Origin of the sequence: Ellagibacter sp. (assembly GCF_048412355.1) — a bacterium.
Lineage (GTDB): Bacteria > Actinomycetota > Coriobacteriia > Coriobacteriales > Eggerthellaceae > Ellagibacter.
Window position 1 is genome coordinate 1 of the sequence record NZ_DBFSAP010000002.1, and the last position, 23,602, is coordinate 23,602.

A 23,602-nucleotide genomic window follows, 5' to 3' on the forward strand; every position below is an offset into this window, starting at 1 on the left:
GCGTCGGCCTTGAGGGCGTTGAGCGGGTTCACGTAGTCCAGCGCCGCCAGGTTGTAGAACCACAGGATGTGGCTGTGCAGGAACTGCGCGCCCTCGAGCAGGTTGCGGATGATGCGCGCGTTGTTCGAGATCTTGATGCCGTAGGCCTTCTCGGCCGCGATGGCGGACGAGTGGGCATGCGAGACCGGGCACACGCCGCAGATGCGCTGCACGATCTGCGCGGCGTCTTCGGGCGTGCGGTTCTCCACGACCATCTCCATGCCACGGAAGCAGCCGCCGGACACCCAGGCGTCGGAGACCTTGCCGTTGGTGACCTCCATCTCCACGCGGAGGTGGCCCTCGATGCGGGTGATCGGGTCGATAACTGAACGGGTCATGTAGGCTTACCTCCCTTCTTCTTCATCGGATTCGACAGCCTTCGCGTTCGCGTTGTGGCTGCTCTTCTCGCACGCGGCCTTGGCCTCGTCGCGCGTGAGGTCGTACTTCCCGATTGCCTTGTCGGGGTGGTTCTTGTCCCAGGCACGGACCTTCTCGAAGTCGGCGCCGCCGTCCATGCGGCCCGTGATCTTCATGCCGAAGCCGTGCACGACGAGCGCTGCGGCAACGAGGCCGGTGAGCGTGAGGGCGATCGTGCCAGGCTGAACCATCCAGTCGCCAATGCGAAGGTCGCGATGGCGCTTGTAGAACGGGGTGTTCACCTCGACCCAGTTGTCGCCCGGGTCGTTGGGGTTCGCCTCGCAGCAGCCGATGCAGGGAGAACCAGCCTGCACGCACCAGCTGCGGCGGTTGTTCCACATCGTGATGCCGCACGTGGACTTCGTCTGCGGACCGCGGCAGCCGAGCGGATAGAGGCAGTAACCCTTGGCCTCTTCCTCGGAGCCGAACTTGTAGACGAACTCGCCGTTCTCAAAGTGGCCGCGGCGCTCGCAGTTGTCATGAATGGTCTGGCCGAAGATGCCCTCGGGCTTGTTGTCGCTCGTGAGCTTAAGCTGCTTGCTGTCGAGCATGATCACGTCGACGAGCACGGAAACGAGCCACTCGGGGTTTGCCGGGCAGCCGGGGATGTTCACAACGGGAACTTCGATGCCAGACTTCTTCAGGAACTGCTCGACGCCGAGCGCATCGGAGGAGTTCGGGTGAGCGCCCATCCAGCCGCCGTTCACGGCGCAAGAGCCGAGCGCGACAACCGTCTTCGCGTTCTTGGCAGCCTCGATCAGATGCTCGGTGCCGGGCTTGTCGGCGACGCGAAGCGCCTGGCCGCCCCAGCCCTCGAGCACAGCGCCCTCGTACACGAGAACGTAGTTGCCGGATTCGATCGTCTGCTCCTTGGCTTCCTCCATCGACCAACCGGCCGCCGCGGAAAGCGTCTCGGAGTAGTTAAGCGACAGAAGCTCGAGCACGACCTCTGCCGGATCGGGAGTCTCAACCTGAGCGAAGGACTCCGTGCAGCCTGTGCACGACGCACCCTCGATCCAGATGACAGGATACAGGTTACCCTTAGTTGCACCGATAACGGAGTTTTCCAATGCAGAAGCAACGCGCGGAGCCGCGAGCTCGGAAAGTCCTGCTGCGACCGCGATCGTACCGCAAAGCTTCATAAAGCTGCGTCGCGTGACCCCCCGCGCTTCAAGCATGCTGGAGAACTCGGAAGCAGTAGCTTCGTTTACCATGTGCACACCTCCTCTTTTTTCTCTCTCTCAAGAATCGATTACGGAGTGCCCGCGCATACCGATCCGTGCATGCGCGAACGTTCCTTGTATAAAACTTAGTCATTGTATGCATTTAATGTTACGGGATAAACACGAAGGGGCGAAAAAACACGCGCTTGTACCGAAAATGTTACGCTAATTTAGCAATGTAACACCAATTGTGCCTGCTCAAGCATTGTATTGGGTATCGAATGGTTAACCAAGAATCAGCAAGCGAAATAGCACGGCTCAAAGATTGCGCATCGGGAAGGCGCCCCATTCAAAGACTTTTTCGGGGAATATCGCCCCCTATCGAATGCGACCGCTACAATGTTCGCGCACGTGAAAACCGCATCCAAGGAGTTGCCCACCCATGAAATCGCCCGACAACACCATCGCATTCCTCGGCCCAACCGGCACGTATTCTCACGAGGCGACGCTCGCCTTCGCGAAGCGCCTCGGCATCGAGAGCCCCGACTTTATCGAGTGCACCTCCTTCGACGAGGTCTTCGATTGCGTCGACCGCGGCCGCTGCGAGTTCGGTGTCGTCGCGAAGGAGAACTCCATCGAGGGGCCGGTTACCGCCACGCTCGACGGTTTCGCGCTGAAAAGCACCTCCGTTATCTTGGGGGAAGAAGTCGTCGATATCCACCACTGCCTCGTCGTGAACCCCGACGCCAAGCTCGAGGACATCACCACCGTGGCGTCCCATGCGCAGGGGCTCGCCCAATGCCGCCGCTTCATGTCGGAGAAGCTCCCCGGCCGCACGACCGCGACCACGTCATCCACTGCCGAGAGCGCGCGCCTCGCGGCAGCCGATATCCATACGGCGGGCATCGCGAACGCCTTCGCCGCGGAAACCCACGGCGCGAAGGTTTACGCCCACGACATCGAGGATCACTTCGGCAACCAGACGGTCTTTGCGCTCATCGGCCGTCAGGGCCATGCGCCCGTGTTCACGGGGACGAAATTCAAGACATCGGTCGCGCTCTTCTTGAACATGGACCGCGCGGGCACGCTGAACATGATTCTGTCCGAGTTCGCCTATGCGGGCGTCAACCTCTCGCTCATCCAGTCGCGCCCGACCAAGCAGGCTCTCGGCGACTATATGTTCTTTATCGAGTTCGAGGGCAACGCCAATGAGCCGCACATTCAAACGGCGCTGAACTGCCTGCGTTTGAAGCTGCGCGAAGTGAAGGTGCTCGGAAGCTACCCCATCGGGTAGTAAGCAGGCGTTCTTTCCCGATCTCCGCCTATCGTGGACAAATAATGGCGATATGTGAGTCGGTGTAGCTCCCCGAACGCTTTCCCTAATTGCTTTGCCCGAGAAAGCCCAGGTCGTAAATCGACGGGTATGCAAGATGGACGACGCTTCACCTGGGCTGACCCACATATCGACCAGTTTTGTCCACGGCGAGCCGTTTTTCAAGAAAAAAGCCATGCAAGCTGTAGCGGGGGCTTCAGCGCCGAAGGATGCGGGATACGGTACGTAGCTCGCAGCGCTCTGCCAGCAAGCTGTGGCACCTGAGAACTAAAGCGCTATAATTCCCAAGTGCTCGAGAAGAATCTTGCAGCCTATCAAGATGAGAACGATGCCGCCCGCGATTGTCGCACCCTTCTCGTAGCGCGCACCGAAAGCGTGCCCCACGGCAACGCCCACCACGGAGAGGGCGAACGTCGTCACGCCGATGACCGCTATCGCCAAGACGATGTTCACGCCCAAAAACGCGAAGGTGATGCCCACGGCAAGCGCGTCGATGCTCGTCGCAATGGCCAGCATGAGCAGCTCTTTTAAGTCGAGCCTCGTATCCTTTGGCTCGCCCACTTCCCCCTCATCGTCCCCACGGAAGGCGTCAAAGAGCATCTTCCCGCCGATAAGCGCGAGCAGGATGAAAGCAATCCAGTGATCGATCGGCGTGATGAAATCGGCGAGCTGCGTGCCGATCGCCCAGCCGATAAGGGGCATAAGCGCCTGAAAGCCCCCGAAGAAAAGCCCGATCACGAGCGCCTGCCCCATGTTGAGGCGTTTCATTCCCAGCCCTTTGCAGATGGAAACAGCGAAGGCGTCCATCGACAGCCCAACGCCGATCAAGAACAGCTCGACGAAGCCCACAGCCTCATTCCTCCCGTCTTAGCGCCCCCCGACTAGGCGCGCGCAATGCCGTCTTCGACGACGAAAAAACCTTCTCGCTCGAGATCGGACGTAATCGATGCGAACGACTCGTCGTCGACGCCATCGCGCCCGTGGTCGCGCTCGAAGCTGTTGAGAAGCGAATGGGCTTCCTCAAGCGAAATCGCCCCCTCGGCCGCAAGCACGATGCGCACCACTTCCGCCCGCTTCTGACGACGCGACCCCTCGAACGCGCTTTGCCGCGTGTAGTGCGCACTGCGACGGGAGGCGTTGCCGAAGGTGGCCTTCAAATGCGCGCCGTAATCGAGCAGCGCGTAATACCACGACCGAGTGTTATCCGCAGGGCATGTCGCGCGGACAAGGGGCTCGAGCTGCTTGTCTCGAATACCTTCCTCATCGGGGAAAAGCTCATGCAGAAACACAGTGCGGACGTTGGTCTCCAGATACATCGCGGGGCGGTTGTGCGCGAACGCGACAACGCCTGCCGCCGTTGCAGGACCGATGCCTGGAAGAGCCTTAAGCTCGTCGACCGTTTCGGGCAGCTTCCCCCCGAAATCTTGCGAGCAGATCTCGCATGCGCGTTTGAGAGCGAGTGCGCGGCGGTTGTAGCCAAGCCCCTGCCATTCGCCCACAACGTCCGACGTGCTCGCGCTCGCCAAGGCATCGGGCGTGGGGAACTTCGCCAAGAAGCGCTCCCAACGGCCGAGCACACGCTTCACCTGCGTTTGCTGGAGCATCACCTCGGAGACCAGCACCGCATAGGCGTCATCGATATTCCGCCAGGGCAGATCGCGGTAGAGCCGCGCGCCCTCGCGACTCATCAAAGCAACGAACGCCTCCGGGGAGGGGGCGTTCGCAGGCCACGCGCAGAAGGGCAGCTCCATGCTAGCTGGATGCCTTCCCATGGCAGGATTCAGTCAGGGCGAGGTTGATGCGGCCCGCGCAGGCGTCGCAACCGCCTTCGCAATCGCCGAGCGCCTCGCGCACTTTCGGATGTTCGCCGCCCATCTCGAAGAGGTCCTTCAGCGTGATGGACCCCAGGTAGTCGCTTAAGATGCGATCAGCACCGCGCCAGACTTTGTTGTAAGCGCAGGTGTCACTTTGGCCGCACGGCGCGCTTCCTGCGCCACATTCGGAGACGCTTACCGGCCCCTGCACAGCCTCGACCACATCGCGAACGGTCACAGTAGCAGGGTCGCACCCAAGGCGCAAACCGCCGCGGGCACCGCGCGTCGTGTTGACGAAGCCGCACTTCGTGAGGTCATGCTGGATGCTGCGCGCAAACGCATAGGGAATTCCCTCGCGCTCGGCGAGCTCCGCAACGGACATGCGCTCATCACCATTACGGTATGCGGCGCGCAGGATTCTGCACGCATAGTCGCAGCGTCGTGTGATATCCATCGATGAGCCCTCCCCCTATTGGCCCGAAAGCAGGTCTTCGATGTTTTCCAAGTCAGAGCGGAAATCACGCACTACCTGATCTTCCAGCTCGCGGTACTCCTTGGAATCGAGCGGCTGGTAGGCGGCAAGCTTATCGAAGAGGTTGTCACGGGTGACCGGAACGTAGCGGCGAGCGAAGAGGCTTTCCTTGTAGGCCTCCTCGATAGCCTCGCGCGCTGCCATGTAGATGTCGAAACGGGGCATGTTCACCGAATAACGCACCAGGTCGGCAACTCGAATGCTGCGAATCGAAGGGTGATCGCGGGCGATTTCCATCCAGATTTCGACGCGTTCCTCGGCCGTCGGGCATTCGATGTCGATAAGCGACAGCGGCTCAAGAAGCTCCAGGAAGAACGGGTCGATATCGGCGTTCTTCGAAGCCGAGGCCAAAACGTAGACGTCGGGATTGTCCACCGCCGAGCGGATGAGCTCGATTGCCTCGCGCGCACCACGCGAAAGCGAGGCATACACGAAACCCTCGAAATCGTCGCCCCCGTCTGCCTGGGGAGCGCTCCACAAATCGATGTCCTCAAGCACAAGGACGCCGCGTCCCGAGAAGACGCTGTCCGCGCGCACCGCCCGCGTCGCGTTGCCCGAAGGCCCCATCACGCAGAGAATTGGCATGCCCGAGAGGTTCTCCTCCATGCGCATGCGCATCGCTGGGAGCTTGAGCTCCCCGATCGTCGCCTGCACGAAGCGACCAGCATCCTCGCGCGCCGGCGAGCGGAACATGAAGGTGTCGGTCACCGGAAGGCGGTCCAGTCCATGGCGTGCGTTCAGCATGGTGACGAGCGACTTGAAGTCGGGGTCGTCCTGCATGCCGATGCCGAAATCGCGCATCGTGGCAACTGCCGCGTCGTATCCCGCAAGGTCGTCGTAGGTGAGCTTCTCCTTTTGATCACCCGGGGACTTGACGCCGGCGTCGACCGCAAGCTTCGAAAGCACAGACATGCCATCGCGCTCCGCACGATCGGATGCGCGGGAGGCGTCGCCGTCAGAAGAGGGTTCCCCTTCCGCTTCGGCCTTGCCCTTCCCTGTCAAAAGGGAAGACAAGTCCCCCGACGAGAAGTCGCCGAGAGGCTCCACCTTGAACAGCTTGGCGTCGAACCCGAGGAGATCCCTCGAGATCGCCTCCGCCACATCTTGAAGATCTCCTCTGGAAAGCCCGAACTCCTCGAGCTTGTCGAGGGCGAGCTGCTGAAGCCGCTCCGAGCACTCCGAGGACTCCCCCGCGCTCAGGAACGGGTCGAGTTTGCCGAAAATGTACTCAGCGAGAGAGCGCTCCTTAAGATTGCACGCCAAATCCCACGCCTTCTTCAGCGCATCAATCGCCTCTGGGCTCGGATCGCCGGCAGTTCCCGCTGCCTTTTCGAAGGCGGTCAAATACAGATGCATGCCGAGCACGGCGTCGCCTTGTGCGCACGCGTCTTTGGCGCGAAGCAGATAATCGACATCGCTCCCGTCAGCACCTTCACCACAGCTTTGCTTGTCAGCGTTCTCCAGCATGGACCCACCTCCATTCGTAAAAGCAGATGCGCACGCGCATCGCAATTTCTATGTTTAACCTCTTATATTAGACTACGGGAGACAAATCTGGCCCCAAGTGACGGTATTCCCACGATTCTTTACACGGACGAAAGAAAACGGGAAGAAAGCTCCGCGGCATGCCGGGGAAGCTACCACTCCGCGATACGCCAACCTTCGCTTTTCGCCGTTCTCGCAAGAGGGCGGTCGGGGGTCACGGCGACGGGATTTCTCGCAGCCCCGAGAAGCGTGCGGTCCGAATGGTGATCGCCGTAGGCGGCATCGAGAACCCAGCGGCCCGCGCCGAAGCGCTCATCGGCGAACTCGCGCAGGCGCACGATCTTCTGGTCGCCTTCCACGGGAAGCCCCTCGACCTCGCAGGTGTAGGTGCCGTCCTTCGCCGCACGCATGCGCGTCGATATCTGGAAGTCGATCGGATGGAATTCCATCGCGCGAGAGACGATGGGTTCGAAGGTCGCCGACACGAGTACGACAACGCGGCCCTGCTCCTTTTGGCTTAGCAGTTCTGCCGTGGCCTGCTCGCGGAACAGCGACGCCACATCCGAGTCGTAGAAATCGCGTAGGAACGCATCGACGTGCGAGACCGGCTTGCCAGCAAATGCGCGGAAGACGAGCCCGCGTACCCAGCTCTCGTTCTGGGGAAGACGCAGCTTGTAAGCGATCCCCCACAGCATGATGCGCGCAAGGACGCTTTTTTTCAACATGCCGAGCTTCATGAGCCGACGGACTAAAAGCACCGGCGAGTTGCCCGAGATGCAGGTCCCATCGAAATCGAATGCGGCGATATGAACCAGCCCGTCTTCCTGCACGAAGGGCAACGGGTCATCAGATGAGTCGGCAGGCGATGCGACCGCACCGTCGGCCTCCGACAAAACTTGAGAATTATCAGCGCTTTCTTCCACGAACACTCCACTGAGAATCTAGTAGCGAGCAAACAAGGGCGCCCCCAGGAGGCGCCCTTGCAAAGCATACCTACTCTTCGCCCTCGTCGAACTGCGAATTGTACAGTTCCGCATAAAAGCCACCGCGAGCGAGCAGCTCGTCATGAGTGCCCTGCTCGACGATGTCGCCGTGCTGCATGACCAAAATCAAATCCGCCGAACGAATCGTCGAGAGACGATGCGCGATGACGAACGACGTACGGCCCTCCATGAGGTTGTCCATGGCTCGCTGGATGCGCTCCTCGGTGCGCGTGTCGACCGAACTCGTCGCCTCATCGAGAATGAGCATGCGCCGGTTCGCCAAGATCGCGCGCGCAATCGTGAGAAGCTGGCGCTGGCCTTGGCTTATGTTGGTCGCGTCCTCGTTGATCACGAAATCGTAGCCGCCGGGCAGGGTGGTGATGAAGTGGTGCACGCAGCCCGCGCGCGCCGCAGCCTCCACCTCCTCGTCGGTCGCGTCGAGCTTGCCATAGCGGATGTTCTCGCGAATCGTGCCGCTGAACAGCCACGTGTCCTGCAGCACCATGCCGAACATCGAGCGGACGTCGGAGCGCGAGAAGTCGCGCGCATCGACGCCGCCAATGCGGATAGCGCCGGCGTCCACGTCGTAGAAGCGCATGAGCAGCTTCACCATGGTCGTCTTGCCAGCGCCCGTCGGACCCACGATGGCGACCGTCTGGCCCTCAGAGACCTTCGCCGAGAAGTCGTTGATGACAGGCTTGTCGGGCGAGTACCCGAAGCGCACATGGTCGAACTCCACGTTGCACGGAACCTGCGAGGTTTGTGCCTTTGGCTCCTCGGGTGCGACCTCCTCTTCTTCCAAGAAGGCGAAGATGCGGTCGGCCGCGGCTGCCATCTGCTGGAGCACGTTGCTCACCTGGGTCAACTGAGTAATCGGCTGCGTGAAGTTCTTCACGTACTGGATGAACGCCTGGATATCGCCCACCGTGATGGCGCCCTGCACCGCGAACACGCTGCCCGCGAGCGCCACCGCGACATAGCCGAGGTTGCCGACGAAGTTCATGACCGGCTGCATGAGGCCCGAGAGGAACTGCGATTTCCACGCGCTCTCGTAGAGCTTGTCGTTCGTCTCCCCGAAGCGCTCCTCGCACGCCTGTTCCTGATTGAACGCGCGCACGATCGCATGGCCGGAGAACGTCTCCTCGACCTGCCCGTTGATTTCCCCGAGCTTCTCCTGCTGAGCGCGGAAGTGCTTCTGCGAGAGCTTCACCACGACCATGATGAGCACGAGTGAGACCGGGAGCATGACAAGCGTGATCCCCGTCATCGCCAGGTTGATCGAGAGCATCATCGCGACGACGCCGATGAGCGTGGTGATCGACGTGATCATCTGCGTGACGCCCTGGTTCAGGCTCTGCCCTAAGGTGTCGACGTCGTTAGTGATGCGCGAGAGCGTGTCGCCGATCGAGTTGCGCTCGAAGTAACCGACAGGAACGCGGTCGATCTTCTCGGCAATGGCGCGGCGAAGCCCATAGCAGGTGCGCTGCGACACGTTCGACATCATCCATCCCTGCAGGAAGCTGCAAGCCGCGCTGACAAGGTAGAGGGCGAGCGTCGTGCCGATGATGCCGGCGATGGCGTCGAAGTCGATGCCGCCCGTGCCGCCTATTTTCGCGACGATGCCGTTGAACAGCTCGGTCGTCGCCTGCGAGAGCACCTTCGGGCCCACGATGCTGAAGGCCGCCGAGCAGACGGCGAACACGATGGCGACGGCGAGCGAAACCTTGAACTGGCCCATGAAACGAACGAGCTTCGCGATGGTTCCCTTGAAGTCCTTCGCCTTCTCGCCGGGCATCATCCGCGCGCCCGGTCCGTGCGGAGGACGACGGCGCTGCGTCACCTTCTTCAAATCCTGAGTGTTCTCGCTCATCGCGCACCACCTCCCGCAAGCTCCTCTTCCGATAACTGGGACATGGCGATCTCGCGATACTCCTCGCAGCTCTCCATCAACTCCGCGTGCGTGCCCTTGCCGACGACGCGGCCCTCGTCGAGCACGACGATCTGGTCGGCGGAAAGGACGGTCGAAATGCGCTGGGCGACGATAATCACGGTCTTGCCGCCCAGTCGAGCGCCGAGCTCATGGCGAAGCGCGGCGTCGGTCTTGTAGTCGAGCGCGCTGAAACTGTCGTCGAAGAGGAAGACGCGCGCGTCGGTCGCAAGCGCACGTGCGATAGCGAGGCGCTGCCGCTGGCCGCCGGAGACGTTCGTGCCTCCCTGAGCGATGGGGCTTTCAAAGCCTTCGGGCTTCTCGCCGATGAACTCGCTCGCCTGGGCAATGTCGGCCGCACGGCGAATCCGCTCGTCGTCGGCGCCTTCCACCCCGTAGGCGATGTTGCTCGAAATCGTGCCGCTGAACAAAAACGCCTTCTGGGGAACGTAGCCGAGCTGCCCGCGCAGCGCGTGCTGGCTCACATCGCGCACGTCGACGCCGTCGATGGTGACGCTTCCCTGGCTGACGTCGTAAAACCGAAGCACCAGCTTCACAATGGTCGATTTCCCGCTGCCCGTGCTGCCGATGATGGCTGTGGTCTTTCCTGGCTTACACGTGAAATCGACGTGGTCGAGGACGTTCTCGGCGGAATCGGAGTAGCGGAAGCACACGTCGCGGAACGCGACCTCGGCACCGGGATTGCAAGAGGCCGAAAGCTCAGCATCCTTGGAGACTGCGGGGTCGGGATCGCAGATCGAGGGCTCGCATTCGAGCACTTCCTCAATTCGCTGGGCTGCAACATCGGCACGCGGCAGCATGATCGAGAGCATGCCGATCATGAGGAAGCCCATGATGATAACCATCGAGTAGGTGATGAACGCGATGAGGTCGCCTGTCTGGAGCGTGCCCGCGTCGATGGCATGGCCGCCGAACCACACGATGCCGACCGACACGAGGTTCATGATGAGCATCATGAGCGGCATCATGAACGTCATGACACGGTTCGTGAACAGCTGCGTTTTCATCAGGCGCGTGCTCGCCTCGTCGAAGCGCTCCTCCTCATGCTGCTCGCGGTTGAACGCCCTCACGACCGAAAGGCCCATGAGCATCTCGCGCGACACGAGGTTCACGCGGTCGATCAGCTTCTGCATGATTTTGAACTTCGGCATGGCGACCTTGATGAGCACCACGAGGATGAGCGCGATCGCGAGCACGGCGACGATGACGATCCAACCCATCGAGAGGTTGGTGCGCGCGATCATGATGACGCCGCCGATTGCGAGGATGGGCGCGTAGAGAACCATGCGCAGCAGCATCACGGTGACCATCTGGACCTGCTGGACATCGTTGGTCCCACGCGTAATCAGCGACGCCGCGCTAAACGATTGAATCTCGGCGTCGGAGAAGGTGACGACTTTGTCGAAGAGCCGTCCGCGCAGCGATCGGCCCACCTTCGCAGCGGTTCGCGACGCGAGGAAGCCGATCACGATCGCGACGACCATGCCGAGCGCGGAGAGCATGAGCATCTTGGCGCCCGTGGAGAAAAGATAGTCCATCTGCATGGCGTCCATGTCGACACCGAGCTGCTCGTATTCTGCCCGCGCCGCGGCGATGCCCTGCTGCGCGATAAGAGTGTCCGCCATATCGCCCAGCGATTCGCGCGACTCATCGAGCATGGAGGTCACGTCGTCTTTGCTCACAAGCCCGGCATCGAATGCCGCTTTCACCTGGTCAAGATCAAGGTCGGGAATCTGGTCGGCATAGTGGACGACGGAGAGCGGAAGCGCCATTGCCTCGTCGAGGTCCTCTCGCTGCTCATGCCCCGCCTCCGTGAGGGCGTAGTCCCCGTTTGCGGTCTCGTCGTACGCATCGGAGAAAAGCTGCTCGTCGGATTCGGGCAGCATCATCTCCACGAGGTCGTGGGTGCGTGCAGACAGCTGCGTAGCAGACGCATGCTCCACGCCCGATTGTTGGATTCCCACATCGACGATATCGGAGGTGTACCGCGGAAGCGACAGGTCGCAGAAAGCCTGCACGGCCAGAAGTGCAACGATGAGCAGCACCGCGATTTTATGGTGAGCAAGGTTATTAGCTATTCGCACCGCGCGCCGCCTTCCTTCGAATCGCTTCCCGCGAAAGCCTCATTGGAGGGCGTTTTCCGCGCAGAATCGCCCACGGACTCGCAAGGTCCCTCAACATATGCGGTCCAAGGATGGGTACTCTCGAAATCGGAGACGCGCTCGGTGATGCGGGCGAACTCGCGCGCATCGTCTTCCCCGAGATACTCGAGGAGCTCCTCGAGACGACAATCGTGCATGCGCCGGTTCATCTGCTCGTATTTCCAACCGAGCTCCGTCAACTGCACCGTGACGCCACGGTTGTCCCCCTCGTCGCGATGTCTCGTGATAAAGCCCTTCTCCTCGAGCGACTTCAACGCCTGCGACGTCGCACTCGGAGTGCTGTGTCCGCGCTTGGCGATATCACCCGATCGGACGCGCTTCCCGTCAGACATAAGCTGGGAAATCGACATCAAAACGAAGCCCTCGGCAGGCGTAATGCCCTCAGGCAAAGGCCGGTGCGATCGGCTTTTGCGCACGCGCCTCGTGGCCTCAAAGAGCCGCTGCTTCAATTCCTCGATGGATTGTTCCACGCAGCAAACCCCTTTCTTCCTCATCATTTCCATCCTAAATATTTTAGCTGCGAAAATATATCACAGCTAAAACACTCTGCAAGGAATAAATGGTTCAATGCATCTTTTCATCAAACATGTGCTACCCTTCCGAAACAACCACCAAGGAGAGAGCCATGTCGAAGCAAAAGGAAACGAAAACGAACGCCATGAGGGAAATCGAGGCCGCAGGAGTGCCCTTCGAGAGCCATCTTTTCCCATGCGAGAAGGCGCTTTCAGGCGTCGAGGTGGCGAAACTCCTCCAGCAGGACCCAGATCAAACCTTCAAGACGCTTGTCACCGTCGCGAAATCGGGCGAGCACTACGTGTTCATGGTGCCCGTCGCCGAAGAGCTCGACCTGAAGAAGGCGGCAGCAGCTGTCGGCGAGAAAGCAGTGAGTATGCTGAAGTCGAAGGAGCTCTTGCCTCTGACCGGCTACGTGCACGGAGGATGCTCCCCCGTCGGGATGAAGAAGCTGTTCACGACCACCATCGACGAAACGGCACAACTCTTCGACACGATCATATTCTCGGGCGGACGCATCGGGTGCCAGGTCGAGCTTGCCCCGAGCGACCTCGAGAAGGTCATCCCGCTTCACTACGCCGACATCACAGTAAGCTAGCCACATCGCGCTGGCAAAACCCGCAGCAAACGAAAAGAGCCTGCCCGCGCATCGACCGAACTGCGCAGGCAGGCTCTCTTTTTCTTACCAGTGCGACACCACGACGTCGCCCACAGAGCAAAGCCCGTGCAACTCGGCAGCTTTGCTCGTCGGAAGGTTCACACACCCATGCGACCCCGCGCCGTCCCGATATCGCGTTCCGCCGAACGCGTATTGCCAGCTGGCATCATGCAGGCCGATCAAATTCCCGACGAATGGCATCCAGTAGGTGACGGGCGTCTTGTACTTCGATCCGTCATCGTTGGTGCCCTCGAGCGTCGATCCGCCCGAATTTGAGTTAATGACGTACACGCCCGTGGGAGTAAGACTTCCCGAACCGCCGCGCGGCTTGCCGCTCACGATGTCAGATTCCCAGATAACCTCGCCGTTCTCATCGAAGAGGCACGCATGTTGCGCCGACAGGTCGATATCGATGTAGCGAGCGCCCCAATCGCGACCGCCAACCCCGTTCCACGCGTTCGCGGTCTGGCTGCAAGGCAAGTCAGCCTCGCCCGTCTGGTCAGCCTCGATCGCCGCCTTCGCCCAATCGAAGAGCGCGTCGCGGTCGACCTTCCAGCCATACGAACCGCCCGACACGCTGAACTGCGCGCCGTCCGCGCGCGTGTAGGAGCGCGTGGAACCGACCGTCGTGTAAGCCGAGGCGACCTCGTCCGCCCAGGCGCCGAGCGCGTCCTCGTTCAACGACACCGAGCAATCCTCCCCAATCGAGATACAGGGACCGATAACCGACGCGTCGAACACGAGGGCGCTCTTCCCCGCCATCATGAGCTGCACGTTGGCGAGGATCATGCTGTTCGCCTGCGACGTCGCATCGATCACGCGCTGGTCATCCGAGAAGATCGTCGGCTGCGAGAGCGCGCGCTCGTCGAGCACGACCTCGCTCTCGAGCGTGGCGACGGCCCGCTCCACGTCCTGCATCACCACGTCGGTGTTGACCTGCGTGCCGTACTTCTCCTTCACGATCTTGAACATCTTCGCGTCCTCATCGAACGCCACCGTGGCGTTCACGGGAGCTTCCGTGTTCTCATTCACCGCATCGATCGCCTGATGGAGCTTGTCGGCAACGCCGGATTTGTCGAGGGTAGCGACAAGGCTTTCCGTCTCATCGTGCTCACGGAACACCTCGACCGGCCAGGCCCATTCGTTCGCCTGCGCGAACATATCGCTCACGATTTGCTCCGCATTGAACCGCACGCCCGCTTCATCAGCAGAAAGCGTCACATCCAAGCCGTCGCCATGAACGCGCAACGAGTACTTGTTGATTCCCTGCTCGAGAACCGATGCGACCTCGTCGGGCGTTTGGAAGGAAATGTCGGAAGAGCCGATCGTCGCCTTCGGCCAGAAATGGCCTGAGAAGACGGCAACCCCCACAAGGTAGACGACGAGCAGGACCCCGAAGACGACACCGAGAACGATTCCCGCAATGCGGGCAGCGCGAGGCTTGCTGCCGAGAGTCGGCGCATCGGAGATTTCGGGGGCAAACCCGTTGCCGTTATGCGGCGCTGGGACGCCAGATGTCTTCATGCCCGCAGGAACCACAGGGGGAATCGTCTGAGTCTTCCCGTGCGAAGGTGCAACGCGAGGCGGCTCATTGGGAGCCTTTTTGGCGTGTGCTGCATGTTTTCCGTGGGAAGGAGCGGGTTGCTCGTTACGTTTGGTCATTCCTGATTCATCCGGTTCAGCTTGCTTCTTATATCCGGCTCATTGTAGCAAGAGAACCTGCCTTGGCAGGACACGTTCTGGCACGTTGCACGAATACTTGACGCACGGCTCAAAAGTGAGCGGAAAACCAGGCTTGTCGTCCTAATCAAAGCCGCGGAAATAAAACAGGCAGACCCGTTTTCGGGCCTGCCTGGCATGTTGTGGTGGAGGCGCGGAGAATCGAACTCCGGTCCATACTATATTCTCGCTGAGGCTCTACAAGCTTATTTCGCGTTCGGATTCAAGGCCGTCTCGGTCCGCGAACTAACGTTGCCGACCCGGATCGGTTCAATCTTTACCAAAGCCATACCGATTACGTGCTTTGATGCAGTCCCCTAAAATGACGTCGCGCCCGAGTCGGGGACAACCCGGGGTTGACGTGCCAGGTGCTGATTAAGCAGCCATGGCGAGCGCAGGAGCGCTCTGATAGTTCTTCTTGCCAATTAACTTGACGTTACCCCTGTTTTACGTGGCGAGGAGACCACGACCTGCTCCTCAGTTCAAACATACCATGTCGAAACCAGTCGCCCCCGAATTCGTCGGAGCCAATCGCCGACGGGCGGGAACTCATGCGTTCCACCTTGTCAAAGTGCGCAAGACGTGCTCTTGCAGAAGAAACATTGTAGCCGAGCAGCTTGACCTGTCAAGGCAACGCGGAGAGGTTATTTCTTCTTCGTCGGAAGGATGTCCGAGAAATCGAGTGCCTCTTTGATTTCGGAGAGCGCGTCTTTCAAGTCGACCGCAATCGCGACGCCATCGCGATAGATGTCGTTCATGTCGTTCGTCGCCTCGGCAACGCCTTCTCGGGTGATGCCCAAATCATAGGGGTTGTCCTCATCGGATTCCCCCTTCGCGGCTTCCTCGTCGTCATCGTAGTAGTACTCGATCTCGTTGCCATCCTCGTCAAGCAGGATAAACCCGATCTCGTTGTCGTCCTCGTCGACGATATAGGCCTCGATGTCGTCCTCGGAATACTCAATCTCGACGGTTTCGTACTTTTCGGCCTCTTCGGTCTCTTCTTCTACCACGTTTTCCGAATCAACAAGCTCGTCTTCGCCCTCGGCTTCCTCGACGCCTTCGGAGTCGACGACTTCCCCTGCCCCCTCGGACAGCACCTCACAAACTTCTTCCTGCGTCTCCCCCGATGGCGAATCAGCCTCGTCAGCTGCGGTTTCGATCCGATTCTCGCTCATGGCAGTGACCCTTTCTAACGAGAGCGCGCCTTCAGCGCTCGATCGATTTCCCGTTTGGTGTCGCGCTCTTTCATGCTCGCGCGCTTGTCGTAGAGCTTCTTGCCGCGGCAAATCGCAAGCTCGACCTTGACCAGCCCGTTTTCCTTGAAGTACATCTTCAGGGGAACGAGTGCCATGCCCTTTTCGCGCGTCGCCTCCGCAAGGTAGCGGATCTGCTTTTTATGGAGCAGGAGCTTTCGCTTGCGATCGGGATCGGGATTGTTAATGTTGCCGTGGGAAAATGGCGTGATGTGCACATTGTGCATCCATACTTCCCCGTTGCGCACAAGTGCGAAGCAGTCGGTCAACTGGCAGTTGTTCTCGCGCAGCGACCGCACTTCCGTTCCCGAAAGCTCGACCCCCGCCTCAAACGTCTCCACGACCTCGTAATCATGGAACGCACGGCGATTCTTCGCGATTGTCTTCTCTTCACGTTTCATGGGGCGACGTTACCTCACGTTCAAGCGCCTCGACGCTTTATGCTCAATCGCCGAGACGCTTCATTCATTCCTTCACAGCCTGCGCGGCCGTGGCCAAAACTTCCATATCATCAGCGCATATACACCTTGCTTCATGCGCCCATGATACACCATGCCCGCAGGTTATGCGCGAACCTTCACGACGACCTTCTTCACATGGACAGACGCGTCCTCCGCGATGCAGCCCGGCTTGTGCGCGTCCTCAGGAGGAAGCACCGCAGTCTCGCCCGCATGAAGCACAACCGATGTCGCCGGCTCTGGGGACTCGAACAACGCATAGTCGTCGGCTTCATCGTATTCCTTCGCGCAAACAAGCCCTTCGAGGGGCGCCACCTCGACGCGTTCGATTCCGGAGGCAACGCACTGCACGTCGTAGTAGAGCTTGTGGGCCTCGAGCTTCTTCGCCTCCGCGGGGACAGTGTCGTACTCCATGACGTTTGCGAACACGTCTTCCCCATCGATGTCATGGCGTCCACAGGAAAGTGCGCCAAGGTCGTTTTCGCGCAGGAAAGCATAGGCCTTCTTCAGGCGTCCGGACAGGTAATCGTGCGCTTCGGCGTTTTCAATGGAAGCTACGAGCATGGTATCAAGTCCCTTCGATGCGATTCGTTTGAACGTCACGAAATTGTAGCAGAGCAGCACACGGCAGCAGGCCACGGATTCGCATCGACCCATCTTGTCCATTGCAGTAACTGGTTTATACTGAATTCAGGTGAAAATATCAGCATGCAATCAAAGGAGTTCTGCTATGGAGCACACGCCGGAACCTTCGACCATCGTCTTCCCTGGCACCGATGACCCAGCCTCACCTTGGCGGCTCTACAACCACCTCATCGCGGGCATCCCCGAGGACATCTTCGTGCGCGATTACTGTCTCGGGCTCAACTGGTCTTACGTTGAGGCAGATTGCGGATGCGGCGTCGCCTTCACCGCACGCAACGGCGGAAAGCGCACGTACAAGGGCGATCTGCGCGGGAAATCGCTGCGTGAGGTGGCCGAGCTGTCGAAATCATGGTGCTTCGAGGAGGCCACGCTTGGCATCGCGGCCCTGAACGCCTGGTATGCTCGCCGCGAGCTGCTCGACCCTCTGGGCGCGACATACGACACCGAGGAGGAAGAAGACAAGGGAAAGCGCGGCGGCACGTCGTCGAAAGACGCATTCGAGACGTATCGCCCTCGCATCGAGCAAGCGGGCGGCGACGCCCACGTCGTCGTTGTCGGGCACTTCCCCCACGTCGAGAACATCGCGGAATACGCCAAGCTCACCGTGCTCGAGCGTTCCTGCCGCGATGAGTGGGATACCCCCGATCCAGCCTGCGAATACGTTATGCCGACCGCGGATTACGCCTTCATCACCGGCGTCACGCTCATCAACAAGACCGCACCGCGCCTTCTGACCCTCGCCAAGGACGCTACCGTCTGCATGGTGGGTCCCAGCGTGATCATGACGCCGTACCTTTTCGAGTGGGGCGTCGAATCGCTTTCGGGCAGCGTCGTGGCCGATCCGGAAGCCGTGAAGTTCGCCTGCAAGAACGCTGCCGGCAAGCTGTTCGGCAAAGCGCTTCAGATGACCACCATCAACGCGCAATAAAGGCAAGCAGCTGGTCGTGTACGAAATCGACGATAAGTTGTGAAGGCTTTGCGAAATACATCGAATTCAGTGTTGAAAAATCCCCAATCTTCTTAAGTTTGGGGATTATTTTTTGGCGAAAACCCTGATAATCCGCTCATTTGACGAGTTCTCCACAACTTATCGTCATTCTTGTACAGTTTGGGTCCTAACCAGTAATCGCCCCGCCCGCGAAAACGAGACCTACACGCTATCCTCCACATCCATCAGCATAAGGTTCGTGTTGTCGCGCATCCGTTTCGCCTCGCCACGGGTTAACTCGCCTTCTTCGTAGCGCGCCTGAATCTGCTCGAGCTCAAGCAGGTAGCCAAGCCGTTTCACGTCCTCCGCCTTGTCGGACGCACGCATGATGACCGTCGCCGAAGGGGCTGCAAGCTCGGCGGCGAGCATGGCAACTGTGCGCTGATATTCGATGAGAAGCTTGCTCACATACTCGCTCGGGACGTTGCAGTCGGAATCGGCGAGCATGTCGTTCAGACGTCCAATCACGCACTCGCCTGCCTTCTGCTGAATCTTGCGCATCTCTGCCGCCTGATCGGCAGCCGTTATCGGGGACGACGACATATGCGAAACGTAGCGCAAGACAACGCCCTTCGCGCGCCTCAAAAATGTGCGCAACACAAGATAGATGTTTTGGATGGACCAACGTCCCGAGCTATGTTTCCTTAGCTCCTCAATATGCTTCAAACGCTTCAGGTACTTAAGCGCAATCTCGCTGTCGATATTGTCTTGTTCAGCGAGCTTCTTGACACACTCCCGCTCCCATCCGATTGCGCGGATGCGCAAATCGGAATAGGCCTCATCCTCGTCCTCGTCGAAGCCATGCTGCTCTTTGATGCGCTCGATGCGATCGTTGTAAGAGCTGACCACGCTTCTCGTCGCGCGGCGAGTATCCGGCGTCTGCCGTGCAGTGAGCTCTTCGACGACGCTTCTGAGGATATCAATTTTCAACTCCGCCTCACGCTCGCGGGCCGCTTCCTCGCTTTCGCTCACTTTCTTCGGCGCGATGAGGGGCACAATGAACGTCGCCACAAGCAAGGTGCATACGATAACGCCGCATCCAAGGAAGATGATCAGATCACGCTGCGGGAACCGAGCGCCATCCATGAAATACGGGATGGTGAACAGGATCGAAAGCGTGATGGTTCCCTTAGCGCCCGCAAGGGTCGTGATGAGGCTCTTGCGAAGGTCGAGCTTGAACTTCTCACTATGCTTCTTACCGCGTCGGCGCGTGTAGAGCCAATCGCTCGCGCAGACCCACGCGAATCGAACAACATAGAGAAGCAACGTAAGCGCGACAACATAACCGATGAGTGTGAAGTTGCTGAAGGTGACATCATCCCACGTATGGACCATAGCCTGCGGCAACTGTGTGCCCAGAAGCACAAACACAAAGCCGTTCAAGGCAAAGGTGAGCACACGCCACACGCTCGAGGACACGATGTTCATGCGCGAGATGGAAGGTCCGATCGCATGCGGGGAGATCACGTTGATGAGGCCCGCAACGACAACGGCGATAATGCCGCTCACGTGAACGGCATCGGCAATCGAATACACTAGAAGCGGAATGAGGATTTCGAAGAGCACATGAAACGTCGTGTTCTCAACGCCAAGAGAGCGCGCCTTATTGACGAGGAACTTGCCGATATAGGCGAGAAGCGCACCGACCGCGATACCGCCGAGAAACTCAACGAAGAAATTCCCCGTCGCATTGAGAAGGGAGAACGACCCCGTCACCGCGGCGGCAATGGCGAACTGGAAAGACACGATGCCGCTCGCGTCGTTTAAGAGAAGCTCGCCTTTGAGAATGCTCCCCTGTCTGTCAGGGATGTTGACCTGCTTCGAAAGTGAGGTGACGGCAACGGCATCGGTCGGACCGAGCGCGGCACCAAGGGCAAATGCAGCAGCAAGCCCGATTGACGGGATGACCGCATGCACAGCAAACCCTATCGCGAGTGTCGTTGCAACGACCAGGCCGATCGCAAGAGAAAGCACAGGACGCTTATGGTGCCAAAGCGCCGCCTTGTCGGCGGACTTCGCCTCTTCGTAGAGCAGCGGCGCAATGAATAGCACAAGGAACAGTTCAGGGTCAAGTGTAACTCGAATTTGAGAGGAGGCGAACAATGCGATGAGAAGACCCAGGCCAATCTGTATGAGCGGCGATGACACCCTCGGCACCACCTGGTCGATGATCGAGGATGCGAGAATCGCCGCAAAAATCAGCATGACGAGCGTAAGGGTCTCCACCTAGCAATGACCTCCTCAAATAGGAAACTTGCATATGCACTACATCTTTTCGGGTGCGCTAACCCCCAGAAGACTCAGTGTTAGGGCGAGCACGATGCGCGAGGCGTCGCAGAGCGCCAAGCGGGCACGGCGAGTCGCTTCGTCGTCGGCGAGCACATGGCAGTTCGTATAGAACTGGTGGAACAGCGCTGCGAGATCCTGCGCGTAATGCGTCAGGCGGAACGGCGCGCGATCAGCTGCCGCCTGGGCAACCATGTCAGCGAAATCTCCCATCTTGCGCATGAGGGCAAGCTCCGATTCCTCGCACAAAGGCGAGAGGTCCACGTCGGCGCCGACCGCACGCTCGGCAAGCTCGTTAAACGTGATATCGCCCGCTTCCGCTGCTGCAAGATCGCCTTCGCAGGCAGCCTTGCGCAAGATCGAGCAGATGCGCGCGTGGGCGTACTGCACGTAATACACCGGGTTAGTGGCGTCTTTCTTCTTAGCAACCTCGATATCGAAGTCAATCGGCTGGTCGGAGGAGCGCGAAAGCATGAGGTAGCGCGTCGCATCGACGCCCACTTCCTCGATAAGCTCCTCGAATGTGACCATCTCGCCCGTACGCTTCGACATGCGAACCGCGCTACCGTCACGGAAGAGATTCACGAGCTGGCCGAGAACCACTTCAAGCGCGCCCTCGTAACCCCATGCGGCGAGCATTGCCTGGCAACGCTTCACATATCCGTGGTGATCTGCTCCCCAAATGTCGATCAGGTGGGTAAAGCCCCTCTGGATCTTGTTGTAGTGGTACGCCACGTCGGAGAGAAAGTACGTGAACTCGCCGTTCTCCTTGATGAGGACGCGATCCTTCTCGTCACCGAAAGCGGTCGATTTAAACCAAGTCGCCCCATCTTTCTGAAAGACATAACCCTTCGCGTCCATCGCCTCGAGGGCGTGGTCGACAGCGGACTTCCCGTCCTCGTCGGGAATGTAGAGCGTACGCTCAGAGAACCAGGTATCGAACGTGGTACCGAAACCGGAGAGCACAGCCTTGTTATGCTCGAGCATCTCGACATACGAGCGCTCGCGGAATGCCACGACGCGCTCTTCCTCGGGAACATCGAGCCACTTCTCGCCATCGGCATCGAGAATCTCGCGCGCGATGTCGATTACATAAGCTCCACCGTAGCAATTCTCGGGCATCGGGACATCGCGGCCACAAAGCTGCTCGTAGCGCACCGACACCGAGCGACCGAAATTATCCATCTGCGTGCCATGGTCGTTGATGTAGAACTCCTCAGACACGTCGAAGCCCGCATGGCGCAAGACGCGCGCCATCGAGTCGCCGAGCGCCGCCCAGCGCCCATGGCCGACATGCATGGGGCCCGTCGGATTTGCAGAGACATACTCAAGATTGATGCGCCCCGCATTCGCAGGAGCCTCACCACGTCCGAAATCCATGCCCTCGCGACGCGCCTCGGCGATAACGCTCGCAAGCGCAGCGTTCGTAAGACGAATGTTAACGAACCCAGGGCCTGCGATCTCGGTCGAGGCGATGAGATCGTTCTTCGGCAAATGAGACACGACCACTTCCGCCACATCGCAAGGCTTCATGTGCGCCGCTTTGGCTGCGCGAAGGGCGACCGTCGACGCCCAATCACCATTAGCCGCATCACGCGGACGCTCGAGCGCTGCTGCGGGGACCTCCTCCAAGGGAAGCGACCCATCTGCCACAGCGGCGCTCAAAGCCACATCGACAACTTCTTCAACTTGCTCACGTAAAGTCATTGCACTATCTTTCAATCAGTCTTTATGCCGCCCGAAAAAACGAGGGGCTGCGAATTTCACAGTCCCTCATGATAACATCAGCCATCGAGAAAACGGAGCTACTTCAAGGTTGCATAGATAATCGCCTTGATAGAATGCATCCGGTTCTCAGCTTCGTCGAACACTCGGGAGCGCGAGCCGCGGAAGACCTCGTCGGTCACTTCCATCTCGGTGATGTCGAATCGCTCGGCAATCTCGGCCCCGATGGTCGTCTCAGTATCATGAAACGCGGGAAGGCAGTGCATGAAGATGCCCGTTGGAGCCATAAGGTCGATCACGCGGCTGTTCACCTGGTAAGGGGAAAGCAACTTGATACGCTCTTCCCACAACTCCGCAGGCTCGCCCATCGAAACCCAAATATCGGTGTAAACGACGTCGGCGCCCGTGCAGGCTTCCTCAACGCTTGAGGTCAGCGTCACTGAACCTCCAGACTCGCGTGCCAAATCCCTGCAGGTTGAGACGAGCTCTGCATTCGGCATGCGCTCCTCAGGGCCGCAGGCAACGAAATGCAGGCCAAGCTTCGCGCAAACAACCATGAGGGAGTTCGCAACGTTGTTCTCAGCATCGCCCATGAACACCAGCTTCTTGCCCTTAATACCCTCGGGAAAGTTCTCCTCAAGCGTGAGCATATCGGCAATCATCTGCGTCGGATGGAACTCGTTGGTCAAGCCGTTCCAAACCGGGACGCCAGCATGCGCAGCAAGGTTCTCGACGATTTCCTGGCCATAGCCGCGATACTCGATGCCGTCGAACATACGACCGAGCACGCGTGCGGTGTCCTCGATCGATTCCTTCTTGCCCATTTGAGAGCTACCAGGGTCGAGATAAGTAACACCAAGCCCCAAATCATGACCGGCGACTTCAAAAGAGCAACGAGTTCGCGTCGAAGTCTTCTCGAACAAGAGCACAATATTCTTGCCTTCGAGATAACGATGCGGCGTGCCAGCCAACTTCAAAGCCTTGAACTGTTTTGCAAGCGAGATAAGGTAGCGAATCTCGTCAGGAGTGAAATCGAGAAGCTTCAGATAATTACGACCGCTCAAACTAATCGGCATGAGAATTCCTTTCGCTGGAAATAGGGTTCAAGAATACCCTTCTTCGAATTCATTGAACAGAAGAAGAGCGGGTAAATCCGCAAAAGGAAATTAAAAGCAGAAGGTAACAGAGAATAAGAAAGCGAATGGCTGGCGGCAAGAACTAGCCAGCATCAAGAAAGAGCCGACGGCAAGGAACCGCCGCCCTCCTGAACACGGGGAAGGGACCCCGAGCGCAAAGGAAAGGGGGCCGCAGGCCCCGGGCAGCCCCGGGCCGCGGCCCCCCGCGCAAAAGAAAAAGCGCCGCCCATGAGCGGAACGCCCTATCCTCCCACGGACTTGCTCCGCAGTACTTTCGGCGAGGAGGGGCTTAACTTCCGAGTTCGGAATGGGATCGGGTGATCCCCCTCTCTACGGTTCCGCTCA

20 protein-coding genes, 1 rRNA gene and 1 other RNA gene are annotated in these 23,602 nt (G+C 59.4%); 3 read left to right on the forward strand and 19 right to left on the reverse strand.

Annotated features, from left to right (window positions below; translation table 11 throughout):
- Together ACMRQN_RS00020 and ACMRQN_RS00025 are read right to left on the reverse strand one after the other, a co-directional pair.
- Positions 1-377, reverse strand: a 377-nt coding sequence (locus ACMRQN_RS00020; RefSeq protein ID WP_418733284.1) for a nickel-dependent hydrogenase large subunit, incomplete at its 3' end; no start/stop codon positions are given.
- 6 nt (positions 378-383) lie between these two features.
- Entirely contained in the window at positions 384-1,670 is a 1,287-nt protein-coding gene (locus tag ACMRQN_RS00025) for a hydrogenase small subunit (RefSeq protein ID WP_418733285.1), read from the reverse strand.
- A gap of 391 nt (positions 1,671-2,061) precedes the next feature.
- Between ACMRQN_RS00025 and pheA the strand changes: the two genes are divergently transcribed.
- Positions 2,062-2,913 carry a prephenate dehydratase gene (gene pheA / locus ACMRQN_RS00030; protein ID WP_418733286.1) on the forward strand — a complete coding sequence of 284 codons (852 nt, stop codon included), beginning with the start codon at positions 2,062-2,064 and terminating at the stop codon, positions 2,911-2,913.
- A 306-nt stretch (positions 2,914-3,219) separates the two neighbouring features.
- Here the strand turns inward: pheA and ACMRQN_RS00035 are convergent, their stop codons facing one another.
- The 8 genes from ACMRQN_RS00035 to ACMRQN_RS00070 form a co-directional block, all read right to left on the reverse strand.
- Entirely contained in the window at positions 3,220-3,801 is a 582-nt protein-coding gene (locus tag ACMRQN_RS00035; protein WP_418733287.1) for a manganese efflux pump MntP family protein, read from the reverse strand.
- 32 nt (positions 3,802-3,833) lie between these two features.
- Positions 3,834-4,703, reverse strand: coding sequence for an adenine glycosylase (locus ACMRQN_RS00040; RefSeq protein ID WP_418733288.1), 870 nt, complete (start codon positions 4,701-4,703; stop codon positions 3,834-3,836).
- A 1-nt stretch (position 4,704) separates the two neighbouring features.
- Entirely contained in the window at positions 4,705-5,220 is a 516-nt protein-coding gene (locus ACMRQN_RS00045) for an RrF2 family transcriptional regulator (RefSeq protein ID WP_418733289.1), read from the reverse strand.
- Between the two features lie 15 nt (positions 5,221-5,235).
- Positions 5,236-6,765, reverse strand: coding sequence for a ribonucleotide reductase subunit alpha (locus ACMRQN_RS00050; RefSeq protein ID WP_418733290.1), 1,530 nt, complete (start codon positions 6,763-6,765; stop codon positions 5,236-5,238).
- Between the two features lie 170 nt (positions 6,766-6,935).
- Positions 6,936-7,706 (reverse strand): HAD family hydrolase, encoded by a 771-nt coding sequence (locus ACMRQN_RS00055; RefSeq protein ID WP_418733291.1) that lies wholly within the window; start codon positions 7,704-7,706, stop codon positions 6,936-6,938.
- 70 nt (positions 7,707-7,776) lie between these two features.
- Positions 7,777-9,636 carry an ABC transporter ATP-binding protein gene (locus ACMRQN_RS00060; RefSeq protein ID WP_418733292.1) on the reverse strand — a complete coding sequence of 620 codons (1,860 nt, stop codon included), beginning with the start codon at positions 9,634-9,636 and terminating at the stop codon, positions 7,777-7,779.
- Positions 9,633-11,798 carry an ABC transporter ATP-binding protein gene (locus ACMRQN_RS00065; protein ID WP_418733293.1) on the reverse strand — a complete coding sequence of 722 codons (2,166 nt, stop codon included), beginning with the start codon at positions 11,796-11,798 and terminating at the stop codon, positions 9,633-9,635. The genes ACMRQN_RS00060 and ACMRQN_RS00065 overlap by 4 nt, the downstream gene beginning before the upstream one ends.
- Entirely contained in the window at positions 11,789-12,346 is a 558-nt protein-coding gene (locus ACMRQN_RS00070; RefSeq protein ID WP_418733294.1) for a MarR family winged helix-turn-helix transcriptional regulator, read from the reverse strand. Before ACMRQN_RS00070 ends, ACMRQN_RS00065 begins: the two co-directional genes overlap by 10 nt.
- Positions 12,347-12,501: 155 nt before the next feature.
- Between ACMRQN_RS00070 and ybaK the strand changes: the two genes are divergently transcribed.
- Positions 12,502-12,987, forward strand: a complete 486-nt coding sequence (gene ybaK / locus ACMRQN_RS00075) for a Cys-tRNA(Pro) deacylase (protein ID WP_417299638.1) — start codon at positions 12,502-12,504, stop codon at positions 12,985-12,987.
- Between the two features lie 84 nt (positions 12,988-13,071).
- Here ybaK and ACMRQN_RS00080 read toward each other — a convergent pair whose 3' ends face one another.
- From ACMRQN_RS00080 to ACMRQN_RS00100, 5 genes are all read right to left on the reverse strand, one after another.
- Positions 13,072-14,571: a L,D-transpeptidase family protein gene (locus ACMRQN_RS00080; protein WP_418733295.1), complete on the reverse strand. Its 1,500-nt coding sequence runs from the start codon at positions 14,569-14,571 to the stop codon at positions 13,072-13,074.
- Positions 14,572-14,910: 339 nt separating this feature from the next.
- Positions 14,911-15,280, reverse strand: a transfer-messenger RNA (tmRNA) gene (gene ssrA / locus ACMRQN_RS00085).
- A 130-nt stretch (positions 15,281-15,410) separates the two neighbouring features.
- Positions 15,411-15,941: a hypothetical protein gene (locus ACMRQN_RS00090; RefSeq protein WP_418733296.1), complete on the reverse strand. Its 531-nt coding sequence runs from the start codon at positions 15,939-15,941 to the stop codon at positions 15,411-15,413.
- Between the two features lie 14 nt (positions 15,942-15,955).
- Positions 15,956-16,420 (reverse strand): SsrA-binding protein SmpB, encoded by a 465-nt coding sequence (gene smpB, locus ACMRQN_RS00095; RefSeq protein WP_158048406.1) that lies wholly within the window; start codon positions 16,418-16,420, stop codon positions 15,956-15,958.
- 162 nt (positions 16,421-16,582) lie between these two features.
- On the reverse strand, positions 16,583-17,134 hold the full coding sequence (locus tag ACMRQN_RS00100; RefSeq protein WP_418733297.1) for a YhcH/YjgK/YiaL family protein: 552 nt from the start codon (positions 17,132-17,134) through the stop codon (positions 16,583-16,585).
- A gap of 73 nt (positions 17,135-17,207) precedes the next feature.
- On the opposite strand from ACMRQN_RS00100, the gene ACMRQN_RS00105 reads away from it, so the two are divergent.
- Positions 17,208-18,050, forward strand: coding sequence for a Rossmann-like domain-containing protein (locus ACMRQN_RS00105; RefSeq protein WP_417058381.1), 843 nt, complete (start codon positions 17,208-17,210; stop codon positions 18,048-18,050).
- 222 nt (positions 18,051-18,272) lie between these two features.
- Here ACMRQN_RS00105 and ACMRQN_RS00110 read toward each other — a convergent pair whose 3' ends face one another.
- The 4 genes from ACMRQN_RS00110 to rrf form a co-directional block, all read right to left on the reverse strand.
- Positions 18,273-20,336, reverse strand: a complete 2,064-nt coding sequence (locus tag ACMRQN_RS00110; RefSeq protein WP_418733298.1) for a Na+/H+ antiporter — start codon at positions 20,334-20,336, stop codon at positions 18,273-18,275.
- Positions 20,337-20,375: 39 nt separating this feature from the next.
- A complete protein-coding gene (gene argS, locus ACMRQN_RS00115) occupies positions 20,376-22,103 on the reverse strand; it encodes an arginine--tRNA ligase (protein ID WP_418733299.1) in 1,728 nt (575 codons plus the stop codon).
- A 98-nt stretch (positions 22,104-22,201) separates the two neighbouring features.
- Positions 22,202-23,197, reverse strand: coding sequence for an ornithine carbamoyltransferase (argF, locus tag ACMRQN_RS00120; protein ID WP_418733300.1), 996 nt, complete (start codon positions 23,195-23,197; stop codon positions 22,202-22,204).
- 289 nt (positions 23,198-23,486) lie between these two features.
- Positions 23,487-23,601: ribosomal RNA gene (rrf, locus tag ACMRQN_RS00125) — 5S ribosomal RNA — on the reverse strand.
- Position 23,602 lies beyond the last annotated feature (1 nt).